The organism is Paraburkholderia sabiae (assembly GCF_030412785.1).
In the GTDB taxonomy this organism is placed as follows: domain Bacteria; phylum Pseudomonadota; class Gammaproteobacteria; order Burkholderiales; family Burkholderiaceae; genus Paraburkholderia; species Paraburkholderia sabiae.
In genome coordinates, this window is record NZ_CP125295.1 from 5,618,275 (window position 1) to 5,636,857 (window position 18,583).

The 18,583-nt window shown below is 62.8% G+C and carries 17 protein-coding genes; 8 read left to right on the forward strand and 9 right to left on the reverse strand.

Features of this window, described 5'->3' with window-relative positions; genetic code table 11:
• Positions 1 to 3: 3 nt before the first annotated feature.
• Positions 4 to 1,683: a nitrite/sulfite reductase gene (locus tag QEN71_RS25255; protein ID WP_201659107.1), complete on the reverse strand. Its 1,680-nt coding sequence runs from the start codon at positions 1,681 to 1,683 to the stop codon at positions 4 to 6.
• 238 nt (positions 1,684 to 1,921) lie between these two features.
• Here QEN71_RS25255 and QEN71_RS25260 point away from each other — a divergent pair, with 238 nt between their 5' ends.
• Both QEN71_RS25260 and QEN71_RS25265 read left to right on the forward strand, forming a co-directional pair.
• Positions 1,922 to 2,863, forward strand: coding sequence for a CysB family HTH-type transcriptional regulator (locus QEN71_RS25260; protein WP_028370208.1), 942 nt, complete (start codon positions 1,922 to 1,924; stop codon positions 2,861 to 2,863).
• Between the two features lie 76 nt (positions 2,864 to 2,939).
• Complete coding sequence (locus QEN71_RS25265; protein WP_028370207.1) at positions 2,940 to 4,124, forward strand: ABC transporter substrate-binding protein; 1,185 nt, start codon at positions 2,940 to 2,942, stop codon at positions 4,122 to 4,124.
• A 40-nt stretch (positions 4,125 to 4,164) separates the two neighbouring features.
• Here the strand turns inward: QEN71_RS25265 and QEN71_RS25270 are convergent, their stop codons facing one another.
• A complete protein-coding gene (locus QEN71_RS25270) occupies positions 4,165 to 5,553 on the reverse strand; it encodes a hypothetical protein (protein WP_201659104.1) in 1,389 nt (462 codons plus the stop codon).
• Between the two features lie 149 nt (positions 5,554 to 5,702).
• Between QEN71_RS25270 and QEN71_RS25275 the strand changes: the two genes are divergently transcribed.
• Positions 5,703 to 5,960 carry a hypothetical protein gene (locus tag QEN71_RS25275; protein WP_201659101.1) on the forward strand — a complete coding sequence of 86 codons (258 nt, stop codon included), beginning with the start codon at positions 5,703 to 5,705 and terminating at the stop codon, positions 5,958 to 5,960.
• Between the two features lie 15 nt (positions 5,961 to 5,975).
• Here the strand turns inward: QEN71_RS25275 and QEN71_RS25280 are convergent, their stop codons facing one another.
• The 6 genes from QEN71_RS25280 to QEN71_RS25305 form a co-directional block, all read right to left on the reverse strand.
• Positions 5,976 to 7,121, reverse strand: coding sequence for a Gfo/Idh/MocA family protein (locus QEN71_RS25280; protein WP_201659098.1), 1,146 nt, complete (start codon positions 7,119 to 7,121; stop codon positions 5,976 to 5,978).
• Positions 7,122 to 7,152: 31 nt separating this feature from the next.
• Positions 7,153 to 8,202: a sugar phosphate isomerase/epimerase family protein gene (locus QEN71_RS25285; protein ID WP_201659095.1), complete on the reverse strand. Its 1,050-nt coding sequence runs from the start codon at positions 8,200 to 8,202 to the stop codon at positions 7,153 to 7,155.
• An 83-nt stretch (positions 8,203 to 8,285) separates the two neighbouring features.
• Positions 8,286 to 9,254 carry a substrate-binding domain-containing protein gene (locus QEN71_RS25290; RefSeq protein ID WP_201659092.1) on the reverse strand — a complete coding sequence of 323 codons (969 nt, stop codon included), beginning with the start codon at positions 9,252 to 9,254 and terminating at the stop codon, positions 8,286 to 8,288.
• 605 nt (positions 9,255 to 9,859) lie between these two features.
• A complete protein-coding gene (locus QEN71_RS25295) occupies positions 9,860 to 10,873 on the reverse strand; it encodes an ABC transporter permease (protein ID WP_201659089.1) in 1,014 nt (337 codons plus the stop codon).
• On the reverse strand, positions 10,854 to 12,341 hold the full coding sequence (locus QEN71_RS25300) for a sugar ABC transporter ATP-binding protein (protein WP_201659086.1): 1,488 nt from the start codon (positions 12,339 to 12,341) through the stop codon (positions 10,854 to 10,856). Before QEN71_RS25300 ends, QEN71_RS25295 begins: the two co-directional genes overlap by 20 nt.
• An 11-nt stretch (positions 12,342 to 12,352) precedes the next feature.
• Entirely contained in the window at positions 12,353 to 13,339 is a 987-nt protein-coding gene (locus QEN71_RS25305) for a LacI family DNA-binding transcriptional regulator (RefSeq protein ID WP_201659228.1), read from the reverse strand.
• 359 nt (positions 13,340 to 13,698) lie between these two features.
• Between QEN71_RS25305 and QEN71_RS25310 the strand changes: the two genes are divergently transcribed.
• Both QEN71_RS25310 and QEN71_RS25315 read left to right on the forward strand, forming a co-directional pair.
• On the forward strand, positions 13,699 to 14,352 hold the full coding sequence (locus QEN71_RS25310) for a protein-L-isoaspartate O-methyltransferase family protein (RefSeq protein ID WP_201659083.1): 654 nt from the start codon (positions 13,699 to 13,701) through the stop codon (positions 14,350 to 14,352).
• A 31-nt stretch (positions 14,353 to 14,383) separates the two neighbouring features.
• Positions 14,384 to 14,707, forward strand: a complete 324-nt coding sequence (locus QEN71_RS25315; RefSeq protein ID WP_201659080.1) for a rhodanese-like domain-containing protein — start codon at positions 14,384 to 14,386, stop codon at positions 14,705 to 14,707.
• 13 nt (positions 14,708 to 14,720) lie between these two features.
• Here the strand turns inward: QEN71_RS25315 and QEN71_RS25320 are convergent, their stop codons facing one another.
• Positions 14,721 to 14,882, reverse strand: a complete 162-nt coding sequence (locus tag QEN71_RS25320) for a hypothetical protein (RefSeq protein ID WP_201659077.1) — start codon at positions 14,880 to 14,882, stop codon at positions 14,721 to 14,723.
• Between the two features lie 29 nt (positions 14,883 to 14,911).
• Between QEN71_RS25320 and QEN71_RS25325 the strand changes: the two genes are divergently transcribed.
• The 3 genes from QEN71_RS25325 to urtA all read left to right on the forward strand — a co-directional run bounded on the left by QEN71_RS25325 (position 14,912) and on the right by urtA (position 18,515).
• Positions 14,912 to 15,367: a DUF2844 domain-containing protein gene (locus tag QEN71_RS25325; RefSeq protein WP_201659074.1), complete on the forward strand. Its 456-nt coding sequence runs from the start codon at positions 14,912 to 14,914 to the stop codon at positions 15,365 to 15,367.
• Positions 15,364 to 16,788: a DUF3443 domain-containing protein gene (locus tag QEN71_RS25330; protein WP_201659072.1), complete on the forward strand. Its 1,425-nt coding sequence runs from the start codon at positions 15,364 to 15,366 to the stop codon at positions 16,786 to 16,788. The genes QEN71_RS25325 and QEN71_RS25330 overlap by 4 nt, the downstream gene beginning before the upstream one ends.
• A 425-nt stretch (positions 16,789 to 17,213) precedes the next feature.
• Positions 17,214 to 18,515 carry an urea ABC transporter substrate-binding protein gene (urtA, locus tag QEN71_RS25335; protein ID WP_201659069.1) on the forward strand — a complete coding sequence of 434 codons (1,302 nt, stop codon included), beginning with the start codon at positions 17,214 to 17,216 and terminating at the stop codon, positions 18,513 to 18,515.
• Positions 18,516 to 18,583: the final 68 nt, after the last annotated feature.

An 18,583-nucleotide genomic window follows, 5' to 3' on the forward strand; every position in this document is an offset into this window, starting at 1 on the left:
CCGTTACGCGTGAGCCGGTTGACGCGATGCGTACACGCGTTCCTTGAACGGTGCGATGCCGATGCGGTTGTACGTGTCGATGAAGCGTTCGCCGTCGATGCGGTTTTCGACGAACGTGTCGATCACCTTCGACACCACGTCCGGCATTTCTTCCGCCGAGAACGACGGGCCGATCACGCGGCCGAGCTTCGCGCCGTCCGCGCCCGTGCCCTGCTCGCCGCCGAGCGACACCTGGTACCACTCGGAGCCGTCCTTGTCGACGCCCAGCACGCCGATGTTGCCGACGTGATGGTGACCGCACGAGTTCATGCAGCCCGAGATGTTCAGCGACAGGTCGCCGAGGTCGTACACGAAGTCGGCGTTGTCGAAACGCTCCTGGATGGACTGCGCAATCGGAATCGACTTCGCATTCGCGAGCGAGCAGAAGTCGCCGCCCGGGCACGCGATGATGTCGGTCAGGAGACCAATGTTCGCCGTCGCGAAACCTTGCGCCTTGGCCTTTTCCCACAGCGCGTACAGATCGCGCTTCTTCACGTTCGCGAGAATCAGGTTCTGCTCGTGCGACACGCGGATCTCACCGAACGAGTACTCGTCGGCCCAATCGGCGACGGCTTCCATCTGCTTGTCCGTCGCGTCGCCGGGGGCGATGCCCGTCGGTTTCAGCGAAATCGTCACCGACGCATAGCCCGACACGCGGTGCGGACGCACATTGCGTTCGACCCAGCGCGCGAACGCCTTGCTGTCGAGCAGATGCTTTTCGAACGACGTATCCGTGTCCGGCAGCTTTTCATACACGGGCGGCTGGAAGTACTGCGACACGCGCGCGACTTCCGCTTCCGTCAGCGTCGACGGACCGTCCTTCAGGTGTTGCCATTCTTCTTCGACCTGCTGTGCGAACTTCTCGGGCGACAGCGCCTTCACGAGAATCTTGATACGCGCCTTGTACATGTTGTCGCGGCGGCCGTAGCGGTTGTACACACGCAGTACGGCTTCGCAGTACGTCAGCAGATGCTGCCAGGGCAGGTCCTGCTTGATGATCGCGCCGATGATCGGCGTACGGCCGAGACCGCCGCCCGCCAGAATGCTCGCGACGACTTCGCCTTCGGCGTTCTTCTTCAGATAGACGCCCAGATCGTGGATCTGCACGGCTGCACGGTCTTCCTTCGTGCCCGACACGGCGATCTTGAACTTGCGCGGCAGCCACGCGAATTCGGGGTGGAACGTCGACCACTGGCGCAGAACTTCCGCCCACGGACGCGGATCGACGATTTCGTCGGGTGCGACGCCCGCGAACTGATCGGCCGTGATGTTGCGGATGCAGTTGCCCGACGTCTGGATGCCGTGCATCTGGACGGACGCGAGCTTGCGCAGGATTTCCGGCGTTTCCTCGAGCTTGATCCAGTTGTACTGGATGTTCGAACGCGTCGAGAAATGGCCGTAGCCGCGGTCGTGTTCGCGCGCGATCGTGCCGAGCATGCGAAGCTGGTCGCTGCGCAGGTTGCCGTACGGAATCGCGATGCGGTGCATGTACGCATGCCGCTGGTAGTACAGACCGTTTTGCAGGCGCAGCGGACGGAACTCTTCTTCGCTCAATTCGCCCGACAGACGGCGACGAACCTGGTCGGCGTACTGCGCGACGCGTTCATCGACGATGGTCTGGTCGTACTGATCGTATTGGTACATTCGGGGACCCCAGGGTTTGTGTTCGTCTCACACGACACGGCGTTCCGGTTACGCCGCGCCTCGGATTCGTCATTGCCAGTCAGCTTTGAGCGCGACGGCGGCAGGCCGTTTAGACGCATCTCTCATTTGCTAATGACAAAAACAGATATCCATATTGGAAAAACTGGACAAATCGTAATAAACTCGCCTTATATTTCAAACGACTAAAAAATTCTTTTGATATGCGGCGAGGTTATATATGAACCTGCATCAGTTCCGCTTCGTGCGCGAGGCCGTCCGCCAGAATTTCAACCTGACGGAAGCCGCCAAGGCGCTGTATACAAGCCAGCCTGGCGTCTCCAAGGCGATCATCGAGCTGGAAGACGAGCTGGGCGTCGAAATCTTCACGCGGCACGGCAAGCGCGTGCGCTCGCTGACGGAGCCGGGGCGGATCATCCTGGCGTCAGTCGAGCGGATCTTGCAGGAGGTGGAAAGTCTGAAGCGGGTCGGTAAAGATTACGCGGCGCAGGATCAGGGCAATCTCGTGATCGCCGCGACGCACACGCAGGCGCGCTACTCGCTGCCCGCCGCGATCGCCGAGTTCAAGAAGCGCTTCCCGAAGGTGCATCTGTCGATCCTGCAAGGCAGCCCGACGCAGGTCGCCGAACTGGTGCTGCACGATCAGGCCGACGTGGCGATCGCGACGGAAGCGATCTCCACCTATAAGGAACTGGTGTCGCTGCCCTGCTTCACCTGGCATCATCTCGCCGTGATGCCCGCCGATCACCCGCTGCTGGAGCGCAAGCTGCTGTCGCTCGACGATCTGACCCAATATCCGCTGATCACCTACGACAACGCGTTCGCCGGCCGCACCAAGATCAACGACGCGTTCCGGCTGCGCGGCCTGCATCCCGACATCGTGCTCGAAGCAATCGACGCCGACGTGATCAAGACCTACGTCGAACTGGGACTGGGCGTCGGCATCATGGCCGACATCGCGTTCAACGCCGAACGTGACCGCCATCTGCGCGCGATGCCCGTCGGGCACCTGTTCGGCAGCAACGTGACGCGCGTCGCCCTCAAGCACGGCGCGTATCTGCGCAGCTATGTGTATACGCTCGTCGAACTGCTGTCGCCGAACCTGAACCGCCGGCTGATCGAGCAGGCGCTCAAGGGCGAGCACGAAACGTACGAGCTTTGAGCTTTTCGATTCGCTATAACTACAGCCGCACAACAGCCACGTTAGCTACAACGTCATCTGTCAGGAGATCTTTCGCATGTCGTCGCACAACAAGAACAAGCTGAAAACCACCTTGCGCCATCTGACGCGCGCCGCCGCGATCGGCGCGCTGTTCGTCGCCGCCGCCGCGCACGCGGACATCAAGGTCGGCATCGACCTGTCGAGCACGGGGCCCGCCGCCGCTATCGGCATCACGAGCAAGAACGCGATGCTGATGTGGCCGAAGACGATCGCCGGGCAGCCCGCGCAATACATCGTGCTCGACGACGGCTCCGATCCGGGCGCGGCCGTGCGCAACATCCGCAAGCTGATCAACGAGGACCACGTCGACGTCATCGTCGGGCCGAATATCACGCCGGCCGCGCTGGCGGCGCTCGATCCCGTCGCCGAAAGCCAGACGCCGATGATTACGCTGATCGGCTCGGCAAGTGTGGTCGAGCCGCAGGAAGGCAAGAAGATCTGGGCGTTCAAGATGGCGCAGACGGACAGCGCGATGGCCGACGTGATGACGCGCTACATGTCGAACCACAACGTGAAGACGGTCGGCTTCATCGGTTTCGCGGACAGCTATGGCGACAGCTGGCTCAACGAGTTCACGAAGTTCGCGGCGCTGCGCCACATTCAGGTGGTCGCCACAGAGCGCTTCAACCGCACGGACGCGAGCGTCACGGGCCAGATTCTGAAGCTGATGGCCGCGAAGCCGGATGCCGTGCTGATCGCGGGCGCGGGCACGCCGACCGTGCTGCCGCAGCGTACGCTCGTCGAGCGCGGCTACAAGGGCGCGATCTATCAGACGCACGGCATCGCGACGCCGGAGTTCATCAAGCTCGGCGGCAAGGATGTCGAAGGTACGCTGTTCCCGACACAGCCGGTCGTCGTCGCGCGCACGCTGCCCGCCGATCATCCCGCGAAGAAGGCCGCGCTCGCTTTCGTCGATGCGTATGAAAAGCAATATGGGCCCAACACGGTGACGCAGTTTGCGGGCGATGCGGCGGGTGTCTATCCGCGTTTGCAGGATGCCGTCGCGCGTGCGTTGAAGACGGCGCAACCGGGCACGCCGGAGTTTCGCGCAGCGCTGCGCACGGAACTCGAACATGCGCATGAACTGGTGGTGCCGAACGGCGTCGTGAATACGAGCGCCAAGGATCACGTCGGTCTTGATCAACGGGCGAGCGTGATGGGGATCATCAAGGGCGGGAAGTTTACCTATCTGAGTCAGTAAGCGATTCCCCGGGCGTAACGACTCGAATCGGATCGGATCGCTACGACAGCAACGCAATCGCCTCGTCGATCACGCTGCGCCAGTCGCCCATCAGCGTCTGACGCAGCGGCTTGAGATTCGCCATCCACGGCGAGCGATCGCCCTCTACGCCCCAACGCCATTCGCTCGCCAGATTGAGCGGCACGAAGGTCAGCTTGCCGAGCATCGCGCTCAGGTTCGCGACGCCTGAATCGACGGCGAAGACAGCATCCAGCTGCTCGATGCACGCGGCCGTTTCCGCAAACGACCGGATCCCCGGTACATACACACTGATATTGCCCGACGGCATCCCCGCGAAGCTCTGCACGGCGGGATGATGCAGGCTCACGAAATGCCGCTTCGCCGCCACGGACGGCTGCGTCACCAGGTGATCGACTTCCGTCAGCGGCAAGCTGCGCCGGATCGCCGAACAACGCATCACCGCGCCGACTTCGTGCGCGTGCCGCTGGTTGCAGTCCCAGAAAATGCCGATCAGCGATTTGCCCGACTGCGCCTCACGCAGATCGCGCGCCCATGCGGCCGCCGTTTCACGCTCCGTCTCAGGCGCGCGCAGCCAGGCCGGAAAGAACGGCGACGGCAGCGGCGTCTGCTGCGCGGCCAGCAACGGCAGATGCAACAGGGTCGCGTACAGATCGGGCGCGAACGCATGCACTTCGCTCATCACCGCCTCCGGCAACGGCTCGTCGCGCCGCAACGGTCGCGCCGCGCTCACGACGCGGCAATCGGGCAGCGACGCCTGCAGCAGCGGATGCAATTGAGCATCGCAGGTGATCATCAGCTCGGCGCCCGCCGCGCGCCACTGCTGCACGCAAGCAAACAGCAGGAACTGATCGCCGAAACCCAGCTGATGCGTGATCAATACGCGCTTGCCACACAGATCCCGTTCGCCCTGCCACAACGGAATATCGGCCGGGCGATAGCTGCCCGTGTCGCCCTGATTGCGCGCGAGCCACGGCTCGAACCCCGAAGGACGCGCGCTGCGCAGCAAGGCTTCGCCGTACAGATGTTCGGCCTTGCGCACGAACCACTCGCCTTCGGCGGCGGCCTGCTGCCACGCGTCGCGCAGCATCGGAATGCCGCGCTCGGTATCGCCCGACATCACGAGACTCTGGCCGAGGCTCATCGCGTAGTAAGCGGGCCGCCACGGCAGCGCGGCATGGTTGCGCCACGTCGCGACGGCATCGAAATGACGGCCCAGCAGCGTCAGCGCATGTGCGCGCCAGTTGACGAAATGAAGATCGCGCGGCTCGATCGCGAGCGCGCGCTCGGTGTACGGCAGCACTTCGTCGTCGCGCATGTCTTCGAGCAGCGCGAGACAGACGGCGCGCAACTTCTCGATGTCGTCGGGTGCATGAGCAAGCGCATCGAGAGCTTCCGGGACTGAGGGCATGGCGGGTATCGTTTCGAGGTTCTGCGTCACGCCGACAGGCGACGCGAGCATGATAGGAGGAGGTGCGGCCGATGAACGGCGGGCGAGTATACGTCGTAGAATCGTGCAGCAATCTCAAAAACTCAAGCACTGCACGGCAACACCTCATCATGCGCACGACCCGAGCCATCCACGCCGTCGAACGGCTGAAGACCCGCAGCGGCAATCCTCGCTTTGCAGCGATCAGCTTGTCGGGCGGACTGTTCTATCTCGTCGACAAATCGAGCGGCACCGACCAGAAGGTGTCCGATCCGCTGCCGCTCGACGATTTCGTCAAATTCGTCGATGCCTACGGCCCAAAGAAGCCGCGCAAGATCAGCAAGCTCGACGCCGCGTTCGAAGAACAGATCAAGCGCAGCAAGGGCTAGATGGGTGACTCGATGTCAGGCGTTTTTCACGCGTGAGTACGCGAGCTTCGTGTGGCTTTTGAACACGGCGTCGATGAAGCGCAGGCCCGCGACGCCATCGTCCACGGTCGTTAGCAAACGACTTTCGGGCGGCACGGGCAAACCCGCGTCGATCGCTTCGATCTGCAGCGCGGCATCCTTGTACAACTGCGCGAACGCTTCCAGATAACCTTCGGGATGCCCGGCGGGCACACGCGTCGCATGCCGCGCAATGGCGCTGTCGACGCGCCCGCGCGTGAGCTTCTGCATCGCGCCGCCCAGCGGCGTGAACTGGAGTTCGTTCGGGTTCTCCTGATCGAACGCGATACCCGCCTTCGTTCCATACACGCGCAGACGCAGCGCGTTTTCCGCGCCGCTCGCCACCTGGCTCGCCCACAACATGCCGCGCGCGCCGTTCTCGTAGCGCAGCATCGCCTGAATGTGATCGTCGACCTGACGGCCTTTCACGAACGTATGCAATTCCGCAGCGATTTCCGTCGGCAGCATGCCCGTCGCGAACGCGGCAAGGTGATACGCGTGTGTACCGATATCGCCGAGGCAGCCCGCGCGGCCCGCCTGCTTCGGATCGGTGCGCCACGCCGCCTGACGGTTGTCGCCCGTCAACTCGATCGGCGTGGCGAGCCAGTCTTGCGCGTATTCGACCTGCACGACGCGAATCTCGCCGATCTCGCCCGCATCGACGAGTTCGCGCGCATGGCGCGCCATCGGATAGCCGGAGTACGTGTGCGTCAATGCGAAGAGCCGGTTCTTGTCGCGCGCGAGTTGCGCGAGCGCTTCGCCCTCTTCGAGCGACATCGCGAGCGGCTTGTCGCAGATCACGTGGATACCGGCATTGAGGAATGCCGTCGCGACGGGCGCATGCAGGTGATTGGGCGTGACGATCGACACAGCGTCGATGCCGTCGTCGCGCGCGGCTTCTGCACGCGCCATCTCGTCCCAGCTCGCGTAGCTGCGCGCGACGCCGATTTCGTCGGCACTTGCCTTCGCGCGTTGAGGGTCCGACGACAGCGCAGCCGCTACCAGTTCGAAGCGATCGTCGATGCGAGCCGCGATCCGATGCACTGCGCCGATAAAAGCGCCCTGCCCGCCGCCGACCATCCCCAGTCTGAGTCTTCGTGTCATCGCGATCTGCTCCTGTCGTGCATCGTCCGCGTCAGAGTCCGAGCACGCGCTTCAACTGCGCGGCATCCGCGCCACTGCCCGCGAAGTCGTCGAATGCATGTTCGCCCACGCGGATGAGGTGCCGCCGGATGAAGTCTGCGCCTTCGCGCGCGCCGTCTTCGGGATGCTTCAACGCGCACTCCCATTCGAGCACCGCCCAGCCCGGAAAATCGTATTGCGCCATCTTCGAGAAGATCGCGCCGAAGTCGATCTGCCCATCGCCGAGCGAGCGGAAACGTCCCGCGCGTTCGACCCAGCCGCTGTATCCGCCGTACACGCCCTGTCGTCCATTCGGACGAAACTCCGCGTCCTTCACGTGAAAAGCCTTGATGCGTTCGTGATAGATATCGATGAACGCGAGGTAGTCGAGTTGCTGCAACACGAAGTGGCTCGGATCGAACAGGATGTTCGCGCGCTTGTGATCCTTCACAGCCGAGAGAAACCGCTCGAACGTGACGCCGTCGTGCAGATCTTCGCCGGGATGCAGCTCGTAGCAAACGTCGACGCCGGCAGCATCGAACGCATCGAGAATGGGCGTCCAGCGACGCGCGAGTTCGTCGAATGCGGCTTCGACGAGACCGGCGGGACGCTGCGGCCACGGATAGACGTACGGCCACGCGAGCGCACCCGAAAACGTCACATGCGAGTTGAGGCCAAGACGCTCCGATGCCTTCGCAGCCCACTTCAGTTGCTGCACGGCCCATTCGGTACGCGCGGCGGGATTGCCGCGCACATGAGGCGCGGCGAACCCATCGAACAGCACGTCATACGCGGGATGCACGGCGACGAGTTGCCCTTGCAGATGGGTCGACAGTTCGGTGATTTCGACGCCCGCATTTGCGACGACGCCGAGCAGATCGTCGCAATACGTCTGGCTTGCCGCCGCCTGTTCGAGATCGACGAGGCGCGGATCGGCGGGAACCTGGATGCCTTTGTAGCCGAGACCTGCGGCCCATTGCGCGAGATGCGCGAGGTTATCGAACGGCGCATCGTCGCCCATGAACTGCGCGAGAAAGATCGCCGGCCCTTTGATCGTTTTCATCGTGCTGCTCCCTGCGATGGATTAGCTGCTGCGGAGAAGGCGTCGTGCTTCGCGCGTTTCCCTGCGAAGCACGACACTCGCGATCAGAACGGCGAATCGGGGAAATAGAAGTCCTTCGCGTTTTCCTTCGTGATCAGCACGGAAGGAATGATCGTCGTCGGCGGGAGCTTGTCGCCTTTGAGGCGCGCTTCGGCCGTCAGCTTGATCGCGTCGTAGATGAACTTCGGCGAATACGACACATCGGCTTTGATGAGCGGCGCACCGTCCATCACGTTCTTCACCATGCCCTTCGAGCCCGCGCCGCCGAACACGATCTTGATGTCGCTGCGCTTGGCCTGATCGATTGCCTTCATCACGCCGACGGCCATGTCGTCGTCGGCGGCCCAGACGGCGTCGATGTGCTTGAAGCGCGTCAGGTAGTCCTGCATCACCTTGAAGGCGTCATCGCGATTCCAGTTCGCGTATTTGGCGTCGAGGATCTTGATGTTCGGATAGCCCTTCAGCACGCCTGTGAAGGCGTTCCAGCGTTCGTTGTCGAGTGTCGTCGGGATGCCGCGCAGCGCGACGATGTCGCCTTTGCCGTCGAGTGCTTTCGCCAGGTATTCGGCCGGGATCTTGCCGAAGGCGGTGTTGTCGCCTGCGACGTAGGCGTCTTGTGCCGTGGTGTCTGTCAGGCCGCGGTCGACTACTGTCACGTAGACGCCTTTCTTTTTCACCTGCGCGACGGGCTGTGTTAGCGACGCCGATTCGTACGGGAAGATCACCAGCGCGTTGATCTTGTTCACCGTTACCAGGTCTTGCAGCTGGTTCGCCTGTTCCGGTGCGTTGGCTGCTGTTTTTACTATTACTTTCAGGTCTGGATGCGCTTTCTCCAGATCCGCTTTTGCCTTGTTCGCCCACCAGACGATGCCGCCTGTGAAGCCGTGATCGGCAGTTGGAATGGCTACGCCCAAGGTTACTTTTTCGTCTGCGTACGCTTGAGGTGTTGTCAGGGTCAACATGGCGCCTAACGCCAGCGCACCCGCGCTTAGTGCTCGGATCATCTGCTTCATGGCTTCTGTCTCCTGTTTGTCTTCGTCAATGGAACTGCTCTTTCGGGTCTTTCGCTTGCATCCGCGATTTCGTATCCGTACTTCATGCGTCGCCCCTGTGCGGGGCGGCACCTACTTTTCTTTGCAGCGGCAAAGAAAAGTAGGCAAAAGAAAGCCGCTTCAAACCTCCGGTGCCTGCCAGGTTCGCGCTGCGCCATGCCGCAGTTGAGCTATCGCGCAGCGACGCCAACACTCCGTAGAAAGCCCGCAGTCAACCGCGCATAGCGCGAAAACCCGCACACGGTCTGGAGCACATAACGCCGCAATCAGACCGACGGCAAACACACAAAAACAAGCACACAAAAACAAGCCGACCGAACGTGCTCCAGGTGGATGTCATCTTTCGCGCCGCGCGCCCCTGACTGCGGGCGTTCTACGGAGTGTTGGCGTCACTGCGCGACAGCTCAAAGAACGTGTGCCGTGGCGTTATCCTGGCCGGCACTGGAGGTTCAAAAGCGGCTTTCTTTTGCCTACTTTTCTTTGCCGCTGCAAAGAAAAGTAGGTGCCGCCCCGCACAGGGGCAACGCTAATAGACCGAAAACATAGAGCGGATGCCACCAAAAGAATCACCGCCGCCCTCGCTGCAAGAAAGCGACAACAATAATGACAACACCCTGCACAGCAGCATTCAAATAAACGCTAATGACGCTAGTGAGATTAAGAATATTAGCGATGACAGAGAGCAGCACAGCCCCAATAACAGTACCAACAACACGCCCTTCACCGCCCTTAAGCGCGGTGCCACCAACCACAACAGCAGCGATAGCTTCAAGTTCCCAAAGCAAACCCGTAGTAGGCGTCGCAGACCCAAGCCGAGGCACATAAAGCACAGTAGCAACCCCAACACAAATCCCTAGCAAAACATAAGTCACGATCTTGACGGTATCGACACGAATAGCGGCATAACGAGCGACCTGTTCATTGGAGCCGATAGCCTGCACATGCCGCCCAAACGCCGTGCGATTCAGAATCAATGCACCGCCAGCGGCAACAACAAGAAACACCCAGATAGGCACAGGCACACCAAACAGACTCGCGTAATAAACAGGCCCATAGAGATCGGAAAGATTGTTATCCAAAGTCAACGCGCCACCGTCAGCAAGCCACGTCAGCACAGCACGAAAAATCCCCAACGTCCCAAGCGTGACGATAAAAGGCTCGATACGCCCTTTGGTAATGAGCAACCCGTGAGCGCACCCAAACGCGCCGCCGAGCACAAAAGCACTCCCAATCCCGATCAACACAATCGTCAAAGGCGCAAACGCATGACCGCCTGGTGACGCAGCCAGCGCATTCATCAACCAGATCATGCTGCCCGCAATCAACGCAGCCATCGACCCAACAGAAAGATCGATCCCGCCAGAAATAATCACGAAGGTCATGCCGACAGCAATGATCCCGATGAACGACGTGCGCGTGAGCACATTCATCATGTTGTCGACGGTGGCGAAATCGCGATTGAGCAGCGTGCCCGCAATGCACAGCACGATCAGACCGGCCAGCGGCCCCAGCCCGTGCAGGCGATGCGCAATCCGCATCGCGCGTCCCGCCGGCGCGGCGTCAGTGTGTGCCCGTTGCATGAGCGATCAACTCCTCTTCGGTCAGATGGCCGGCACCGAGCGTCGCCTGCAGCCGGCCCGCGCGCATCACCGCGACGCGATGGCATAGCCCGATCAGCTCGATCAGTTCCGATGAAATGACGACGACGGCACGCCCTTCGGCAGCCAGCCGGTGAATCAGAAAATAGATGTCGCGTTTCGCACCGATGTCGACGCCGCGCGTCGGTTCGTCGAGCACGATCACGTTCGGATCCGGTTGCAGAAACTTGGCGAGCGCGAGCTTCTGCTGATTGCCGCCCGACAGCATGCGCGCACGGCTTCCCAGGTCGCCCGTGCGAATGCCGAACTCGCGCACGGCACGCGTCAACGCTTCGCGTCCTGCCTTCATGTCGAGCAACGGATGCGCGTAGCGGTCGAGCGTCATCAGCGTCAGGTTGTCCTGCAGGCTCAGGTTCACATGCAGACCCTTGCCCTTGCGGTCTTCGCTCAAGTACGTGAGCCCGCGTCGCATCGCATCGCGCGGGGTGTGCAGATCGGCCTTGCGTCCCGCGATTTCGATCGTCCCCGCCGTGCGCTTGCGCAAACCGATGATCGCCTCGAACGCTTCCGTGCGGCCCGCACCGACCAGTCCCGCAAAGCCGAACACTTCGCCCGCGCGCACCTCGAAGCTCAGATCGTCGACCCACTCGGGCACGCTCAGGTTGCGCACGTTCAGCGCGACGGGTGCATCGGCGGCGGGCGGCGTCTTGTCGGGGAACATGTCGGACAGTTCGCGCCCGACCATCAGGTTCGCCATCTGCTGCCGCGCGAGCAGTGCCGTCTCGCTGCGCGCAACGAAGCGGCCGTCGCGCATCACGATCACTTCGTCGGTGATGTGCTCGACTTCATCGAGCTTGTGCGAGATGTAGACGATCGTCACGCCGTCGGCCTTGAGCTTGCTCATCAGCGCGAAGAGGCGCTCCGTTTCGGAGGGCGTGAGCGTCGCCGTCGGCTCGTCCATGATCAGGAGCCGCGCGCGCCGCGACAGCGCCTTCGCGATCTCCACCATCTGCTTTTCCGCGACGATCAGATCGCGCACCTTCGTATCGGGATGCTTGTGCAGACCGACCTGCTCCAGATACCGCTTCGCCTCGCTGCGCATCGCCGTGTCGTCGACGAAGAAACCCTTGCGCTTCTCGTGGCCGAGATACATGTTCTGCGCGATCGTCAGATGCTCGGCGAGATTGAACTCCTGGTGAATCAGCACGATTCCCGCTGCTTCCGCATCGCGCGAGCCGTCGAACTGCTGCGCGTGGCCGTCGATCAGCACCGTGCCTTCCGTCGCCGTTTCGTAGCCCGCGAGAATCTTCATCAACGTCGACTTGCCCGCGCCGTTCTCGCCGAGCAGACCGTAGATGCGTCCGGGCGCGAGATCGAAGCTCACGCCGTGCAGCACGCGCACGGGGCCGAAATCTTTGCGGATATCGTCGAAACGGACGGCGAGGCTCATCGCGGCTTCCCTCAGGCGCTCTTTCGGACGACGAGCCGATGCGGCAGCAGCACGCCCGGCACGTTCTCGAGTGGATTCGCGAGCCGCTGCAGCAACAGACGCGCGGCTGTTTCGCCGAGTTCGCGCATCGGCTGCGCGATCGTCGTGAGCGGCGGGTCGATCTGCGCGGCGAGCGAGATGTCGTCGAAACCGGCGACGGCCACATCGTCCGGCACGCGCTTGCCGACGCTGCGCAGGCCGCTGATCACGCCGATCGCGAGCGTGTCGGAGACGGCGAACACGGCCGTCGGCGCGTCGGCCAGCGTCATCAGCAGCGCCGCCGCCGAGGCGCCCGCTTCGTAGTCGAGGCTGTTCACGTTGATGCGCCAGCGTTCGTCAGGCTCGATGCCGGCCTCGCGCAGCGCGTCCAGATAGCCTCGCTGGCGCTGTTGCGCGTACAGGTAGTGATCGTCGGAGTTGATCAGCGCGATGCGCCGGTGGCCGCGCGCGAGCAGATGGCGCACAGCGTCGCCCGCCGCGCGGTAATTGTCGATGCCCACATACGGCACGCCCACCGATGAATCGAACTCGCAGCACGCGACCCACGGCAGCGCGTTCGATTCCTCGGCGAGCGCCTGCTGCACGGTGGCGGGATCGAGGCAGATCGCGCCGTCCGCACGGCGTCGCCGCAGCAGGTCGAAATAGCTGCGCTCGCGGCCGGGATCGGCGCCCGTGTCGCACAACAGCATGAAGTAGCCGTGCTGACGCGCAACGACATCGATGCCGCGGATCACTTCCGCGTAGAACGGATTGCCGACGTCGGGCACCATTGTCAACAACAGGCGGCTTTCGGCCGTGCGCAGATTGCGCGCGAGTTCGTTCACGCGATACCCGCTCGTCGCGACGGCGGCCAGCACCTTGTCGCGCGTTGCCGGGCGGACGTTCGAATGGCCGTTCAGCACGCGCGACACCGTCGCCACGGACACGCCCGCCTGCTCGGCGACGCCGGCGATCGACAGCCCTTCCCCGGCGCCGCGCGAGCCGCCATCGGCCGGGCCTTGCGGGTCACGCTGGGCGGCATGTTGAAAGGTGCGCTCGGACGGTTTGTCCACCGGATTTCGCTCGCAAAATGTAATCGATTACATTTTTGGTCGACGGGAGCGTTAATCGCAAGTCCTATCGCGTAGGGACTTTCACCGAGGCACGCCATGCAAGGTCGACCCGGCCGCGAGCAGACGATGTGCCCGCGAGCGGGCGGCGGCCCCGCGCGGTTTGGTACAATTTCACAGTTAACGAACATCGGGAACAACGGGAAAAGTGGTCTCCTCAATACACCCGCTTGCCCACTCCCGCGTCCAACCACACCGCCGAATTGATCATGAACATCGAACAAGCGCGTTTCAACATGATTGAACAGCAAATCCGTCCGTGGGAAGTACTCGACCAGGACGTGCTGAATCTGCTGTCGATCGTCAAGCGTGAGAATTTCGTGCCCGCCGCATACCGCGAGCTGGCGTTCGTCGATTTCGAAATTCCGCTGCCCGCCGGCCAGCACATGCTCGCACCGCGCGTCGAGGCACGCGTGTTGCAAGAACTGGCGGTGAAGAAGCACGAAACGGTGCTGGAAATCGGCGCGGGTTCGGGCTACATGGCATCGCTTCTCGCGCATCGTGCACAGCACGTGCTGACGGTGGATATCGAGCCGGAACTGGCCGAACTCGCGAAGGCGAACCTCGCCGCGAACGGCGTGCTGAACGCCGAAGTCGCGACGGGCGACGGCGCCCGCGGCTGGGCCGCTGCCGCGCCGTACGACATCATCTGCGTGTCGGGCGGCCTGCCCGTGCTGCCGCAGGAAATTCTCGAGCAACTGAAGGTCGGTGGCCGTCTGGCGGCATTCGTCGGCACCGCTCCCGTGATGAAGGCGCAGATCATCACGCGCGTCGACGAGAAGCAGTTCCGTATCGCCGACGTGTTCGAAACCTTTGTCGAACCGCTGCAGAACGCCGTGCACGCGCCGCGCTTCAAGTTCTGAGCAAGACCCTGATTCAATCGCGAGGCTGACGATGCAAAACCTGACCGCTCCCGCTCTGGCCGAATGGCTCGCCGACAAATCGCGTCCCACGCCCGTGCTCCTCGACGTGCGCGAGCCGTGGGAAATCGAAACGGCGAAGATCGCCGGCAGCGTGTCGATTCCGATGCGCGAGATTCCCGCGCGCAGCGAAGAACTCGACGATGACGTGCAGATCGTCTGCATCTGTCATCACGGCGCGCGCAGCGCGCAGGTCGCGATGTTCCTCGAATCGCGCGGCTACAAGGACGTGTTCAATCTGTACGGCGGTATCGACGCGTGGTCGCGTCAGGTGGATGCTTCCGTGCCGACTTATTGAGCGCTGCTGCGTTTCAACGCTTCATATCGGGCGCCGGCTTTATGCCGGCGCTTTTGTTTTGGCGTTTGGTTTTGAGCGTCACGTCCGGGTCCGGCGACGCGCCTTGAAATTTCGGAACTTTCCCACGACGAACAGGAAGTTTATTACGCCATCCTAAAAATCGATCGATCAACATACAACGCTTCCTTTCAGGAGCGTAACTGTATGAAATCGATCAGGATTGCTGCGGCGTTGGCGTTGCTGTCGCCCGTCGCAGGCCATGCGACGCTTGGCGCCGCGCCGTTGCCATCGGCAAGCGTTCCGGCAACGTCCGCTAGCTCGCGAGCCGCGCTGACAGCGGCCGCTTCCTCCGCGCCGTACACCACTCACGAAACGCGAACCGCCGACGGCGTCACGGTCCGCGAATATGCGTCGGCGGCGAATGTTGTTTTTGCGGTGACCTGGCAAGGGCCGACGCGACCCGACATGCAGGCGCTGCTCGGCAGCTACTTTCCTAACCTCATTGCCGCTGGACGCCGCGCGGCACGCGGCACGGGCCCGCTGATCGCGCGGGATGGCGAGTTGCAGGTCGAATCGGTTGGACATCAGGGAGCTTTTGCTGGCCGGGCCTACGTGCCGCGGCTTGTGCCCGCCAACGTCAATGTGGATGCGCTGCAATGAAAACCTACTTCTCGCGTCGCGCTTCGACCCGCCCCTTAGTCGCCGTGCTACTCGCGGCCAGCATCACGCTGAGCGCATGTGGCGGCGGTGGCGGCAGCGATAACAGTTCCGGCCCAGCGGTAACCAATACCGCACCGAAGAGACCGGCGGGCTCGGCCAGCACGCCTGCGGCAGCCAGTTCGCCGACGGGTGCGAGTACGCCTTCGGCAGCAACGCCCGCAAGCGGAACGAGCACGGCGAACAACGACACTAACCAGACCGGCAACAACACCAACACCAACACCAACGATCCGCCGCCCGTCGTCGTCAACAGCGTCCCCATCACAATCGACAACACGCTCGACCCAACGATCGTCAACACGCCGTATGTCAGCGTGACACTCTGCGTGCCGGGCGCGCAGAGCGCATCTCAGTGCCTAACGCTGGATCACATGCTGCTCGACACAGGCTCGGTTGGCGTACGCGTGATGTCGTCAGCTCTCGGCGCGGCGCTCGCCGGCAAATTGCCCGTGCAGACAGGGGCGTCGAATGATTCGACGGGCAAGGCGCCGCTCGCACAGTGCGCGCTCTTCGCTTCCGGCTACACGTGGGGTCCGATACGCCGCGCCGACGTGAAGATCGGCGGCGAGACGGCGAGCGACCTCCCGATCCAGTTGATCGGCGACAGCGGCTTCACGTTGATACCCTCCGACTGCATCAGGCGCGGCGTACACAGCATGAACACCGTGCAGGATCTGGGCGCGAACGGCATCGTCGGCATCGGCCATCTGGCGCGTGACTTTCCGGAAGCGGCGCAAGCGACGCTCGCGGCCACGTACTACTACTGTCAGACGTCGTGGTCGTGTGCCGCCGCGAGCGTACCGCTCGCGAGTCAGACGGCCAACCCCGTTTCCGCCTTCGCGACCGACAACAACGGCACGATCATCCGCCTGCCCGCACTGCCGGCAACGGGCCGGGCGACCGTAACGGGTGAACTGCTGTTCGGCATCGGCACGCGCGACAACAATGCGCTGCCTGCCAACGCCACGCGACTCAACGTGTCGGATCGCGGACTGTTCAACACGACCTATGGCGGAAGCACGATGTCGAGCGTCGTCGATAGCGGATCGAACGGGCTGTTCTTCCAGGATTCGACGCTGCCCGTTTCTGCGCCGAGCAACGGCTGGTATATACCCGCTACCACCCAGAACCTGAGCGCGTCAATGATCTCGAAAACGGGCGACGTCCGCTCGACGGTCCCGTTCGCCATCGCCAATTCGTCGAACCTGTTCGCGCTGGGCTACGCCGCGCACGACAATCTCGGCGCACCGCTCAACAGCATGTTCATGTGGGGCTTGCCGTTCTTCTACGGACGCAGCGTCTATACGGTGCTGAGCGACGCGTATGCAGGCTCCCAGAAGGGACCTTACGTCGCCTTCTGATCGCGGCACACTCAAGCAAAACGGCGGATGGGCCTGCAACCCATCCGCCGTTTTTTTATTGCCCACGGTACCACGGTAAGCACGCGCCCAACCGTGCACAACCGGGCAGCGACGATGCACCGACGTCGCGCCCGCGAATCTGAAGAATCGCGCCGCACGCTCCGTTGCAGCGCGGCGCGCACCTGAACGAGGCGCGGCCCCTTGCGCTGCACCGCTTTCGCGCCCAGCGCGCATAACGTCTCGTGCGACCGCACCGCCAGCGAGCCGCTTTGCAGCAAGCGCGGCGCGCATCGGCGCGCCCGACGCAAAGTTGGCATATGCCTTGCAGTATCCGGCCCGGCAACAGTCCACACACATAACCAGACAAGCAAGGACACGCGCAGTCCGTCCGCCACTCGTCACCATCCTATGGCAAGGGGAAGCACATGAAACGTCGCAGTCTGCTGAAGCTCGGCTCCATGTCGGGCGCGCTCGCGCTCGCGGGCAAGGTTCCTTTCGCGCATGCCGATACGGGCAGCGGCCCGATCAAGGTCGGCATCCTGCATTCCCTGTCGGGCACGATGGCGATCTCGGAGACGTCGCTGAAAGACACGGCGCTGATGACGATCGCCGAAATCAACGCGAGCGGCGGCGTGATGGGCCGCAAGCTCGAACCCGTCGTCGTCGATCCCGCATCGAACTGGCCGCTCTTCGCCGAGAAAGCCCGCCAGCTTCTGACGCAGGACAAGGTCGCGTGCGTGTTCGGGTGCTGGACGTCCGTGTCGCGCAAGTCGGTACTGCCCGTGTTCGAGGAACTGAACGGCCTGCTCTTCTACCCGGTGCAATACGAAGGCGAAGAGATGTCGCGCAACGTGTTCTACACGGGCGCAGCGCCGAACCAGCAGGCGATCCCCGCCACCGAATATCTGATGAGCGCGGAAGGCGGCGGCGCCAAGCGCTTCTTCCTGCTCGGAACCGACTATGTGTACCCCCGCACGACCAACAAGATTCTGCGCGCCTTCCTCAAGTCGAAAGGCGTCCAGGAAACCGACATCCAGGAGGTCTACACGCCGTTCGGCCACAGCGACTATCAGACGATCGTCGCGAGCATCAAGACCTTCTCGCAGGGCGGCAAGACCTGCGTGATCTCGACGGTGAACGGCGACTCGAACGTGCCTTTCTACAAGGAACTCGGCAACCAGGGGCTGAAGGCGACCGACGTGCCCGTCGTCGCGTTCTCGGTCGGCGAAGAAGAGCTGCGCGGCATCGACACGAAGCCGCTGGTCGGCAACCTCGCCGCGTGGAACTACTTCATGTCGGTGAAGGGTCCGGGCAACACGAAGTTCAAGGAACAGTGGGCCGCGTGGGTCAAGTCGCAGAATCTGCCGGGCGGCACGAAGCGCGTGACCAACGACCCGATGGAAGCGACCTACGTCGGCATTCACATGTGGAAGCAGGCCGTCGAAAAAGCGAAGAGCACCGACGTCGACAAGGTGCGCGTCGCGATGGTCGGCCAGAAGTTCGCGGCGCCGTCGGGCTTCACGCTCGAGATGGACGGCAATCACCATCTGCACAAGCCGGTGATGATCGGCGAAGTGCGCGCGGACGGCCAGTTCAACGTCGTGTGGAAGACGAAGACCGCGATCCGTGCGCAGCCTTGGAGTCCGTATATCGCAGGCAATCAGGGCAAGCCGGATGTGGTCACCTCGATTCCCGAGTTTTTGCGGCGACGTTCGCGCGTCGCGTGACCTGATGCTCGCGTGACGTAATGCAAACGACGGTGCGCCCTCTACGGACGGCGCACCTCACCCGCCTG

What these genes read in the sequence shown, in the direction of transcription:
- QEN71_RS25310 (WP_201659083.1), top strand. Translation starts at nt 13,699, where the DNA reads ATGAACATCGAACAAGCGCGTTTCAACATGATTGAACAGCAAATCCGT.
- QEN71_RS25285 (WP_201659095.1), bottom strand. Translation starts at nt 8,202, where the DNA reads ATGAAAACGATCAAAGGGCCGGCGATCTTTCTCGCGCAGTTCATGGGC.
- QEN71_RS25315 (WP_201659080.1), top strand. Translation starts at nt 14,384, where the DNA reads ATGCAAAACCTGACCGCTCCCGCTCTGGCCGAATGGCTCGCCGACAAA.
- QEN71_RS25300 (WP_201659086.1), bottom strand. Translation starts at nt 12,341, where the DNA reads ATGAGCCTCGCCGTCCGTTTCGACGATATCCGCAAAGATTTCGGCCCC.
- QEN71_RS25320 (WP_201659077.1), bottom strand. Translation starts at nt 14,882, where the DNA reads ATGTTGATCGATCGATTTTTAGGATGGCGTAATAAACTTCCTGTTCGT.
- QEN71_RS25330 (WP_201659072.1), top strand. Translation starts at nt 15,364, where the DNA reads ATGAAAACCTACTTCTCGCGTCGCGCTTCGACCCGCCCCTTAGTCGCC.
- QEN71_RS25265 (WP_028370207.1), top strand. Translation starts at nt 2,940, where the DNA reads ATGTCGTCGCACAACAAGAACAAGCTGAAAACCACCTTGCGCCATCTG.
- QEN71_RS25270 (WP_201659104.1), bottom strand. Translation starts at nt 5,553, where the DNA reads ATGCCCTCAGTCCCGGAAGCTCTCGATGCGCTTGCTCATGCACCCGAC.
- QEN71_RS25325 (WP_201659074.1), top strand. Translation starts at nt 14,912, where the DNA reads ATGAAATCGATCAGGATTGCTGCGGCGTTGGCGTTGCTGTCGCCCGTC.
- QEN71_RS25295 (WP_201659089.1), bottom strand. Translation starts at nt 10,873, where the DNA reads ATGCAACGGGCACACACTGACGCCGCGCCGGCGGGACGCGCGATGCGG.
- QEN71_RS25255 (WP_201659107.1), bottom strand. Translation starts at nt 1,683, where the DNA reads ATGTACCAATACGATCAGTACGACCAGACCATCGTCGATGAACGCGTC.
- QEN71_RS25260 (WP_028370208.1), top strand. Translation starts at nt 1,922, where the DNA reads ATGAACCTGCATCAGTTCCGCTTCGTGCGCGAGGCCGTCCGCCAGAAT.
- QEN71_RS25275 (WP_201659101.1), top strand. Translation starts at nt 5,703, where the DNA reads ATGCGCACGACCCGAGCCATCCACGCCGTCGAACGGCTGAAGACCCGC.
- QEN71_RS25290 (WP_201659092.1), bottom strand. Translation starts at nt 9,254, where the DNA reads ATGAAGCAGATGATCCGAGCACTAAGCGCGGGTGCGCTGGCGTTAGGC.
- urtA (WP_201659069.1), top strand. Translation starts at nt 17,214, where the DNA reads ATGAAACGTCGCAGTCTGCTGAAGCTCGGCTCCATGTCGGGCGCGCTC.
- QEN71_RS25280 (WP_201659098.1), bottom strand. Translation starts at nt 7,121, where the DNA reads ATGACACGAAGACTCAGACTGGGGATGGTCGGCGGCGGGCAGGGCGCT.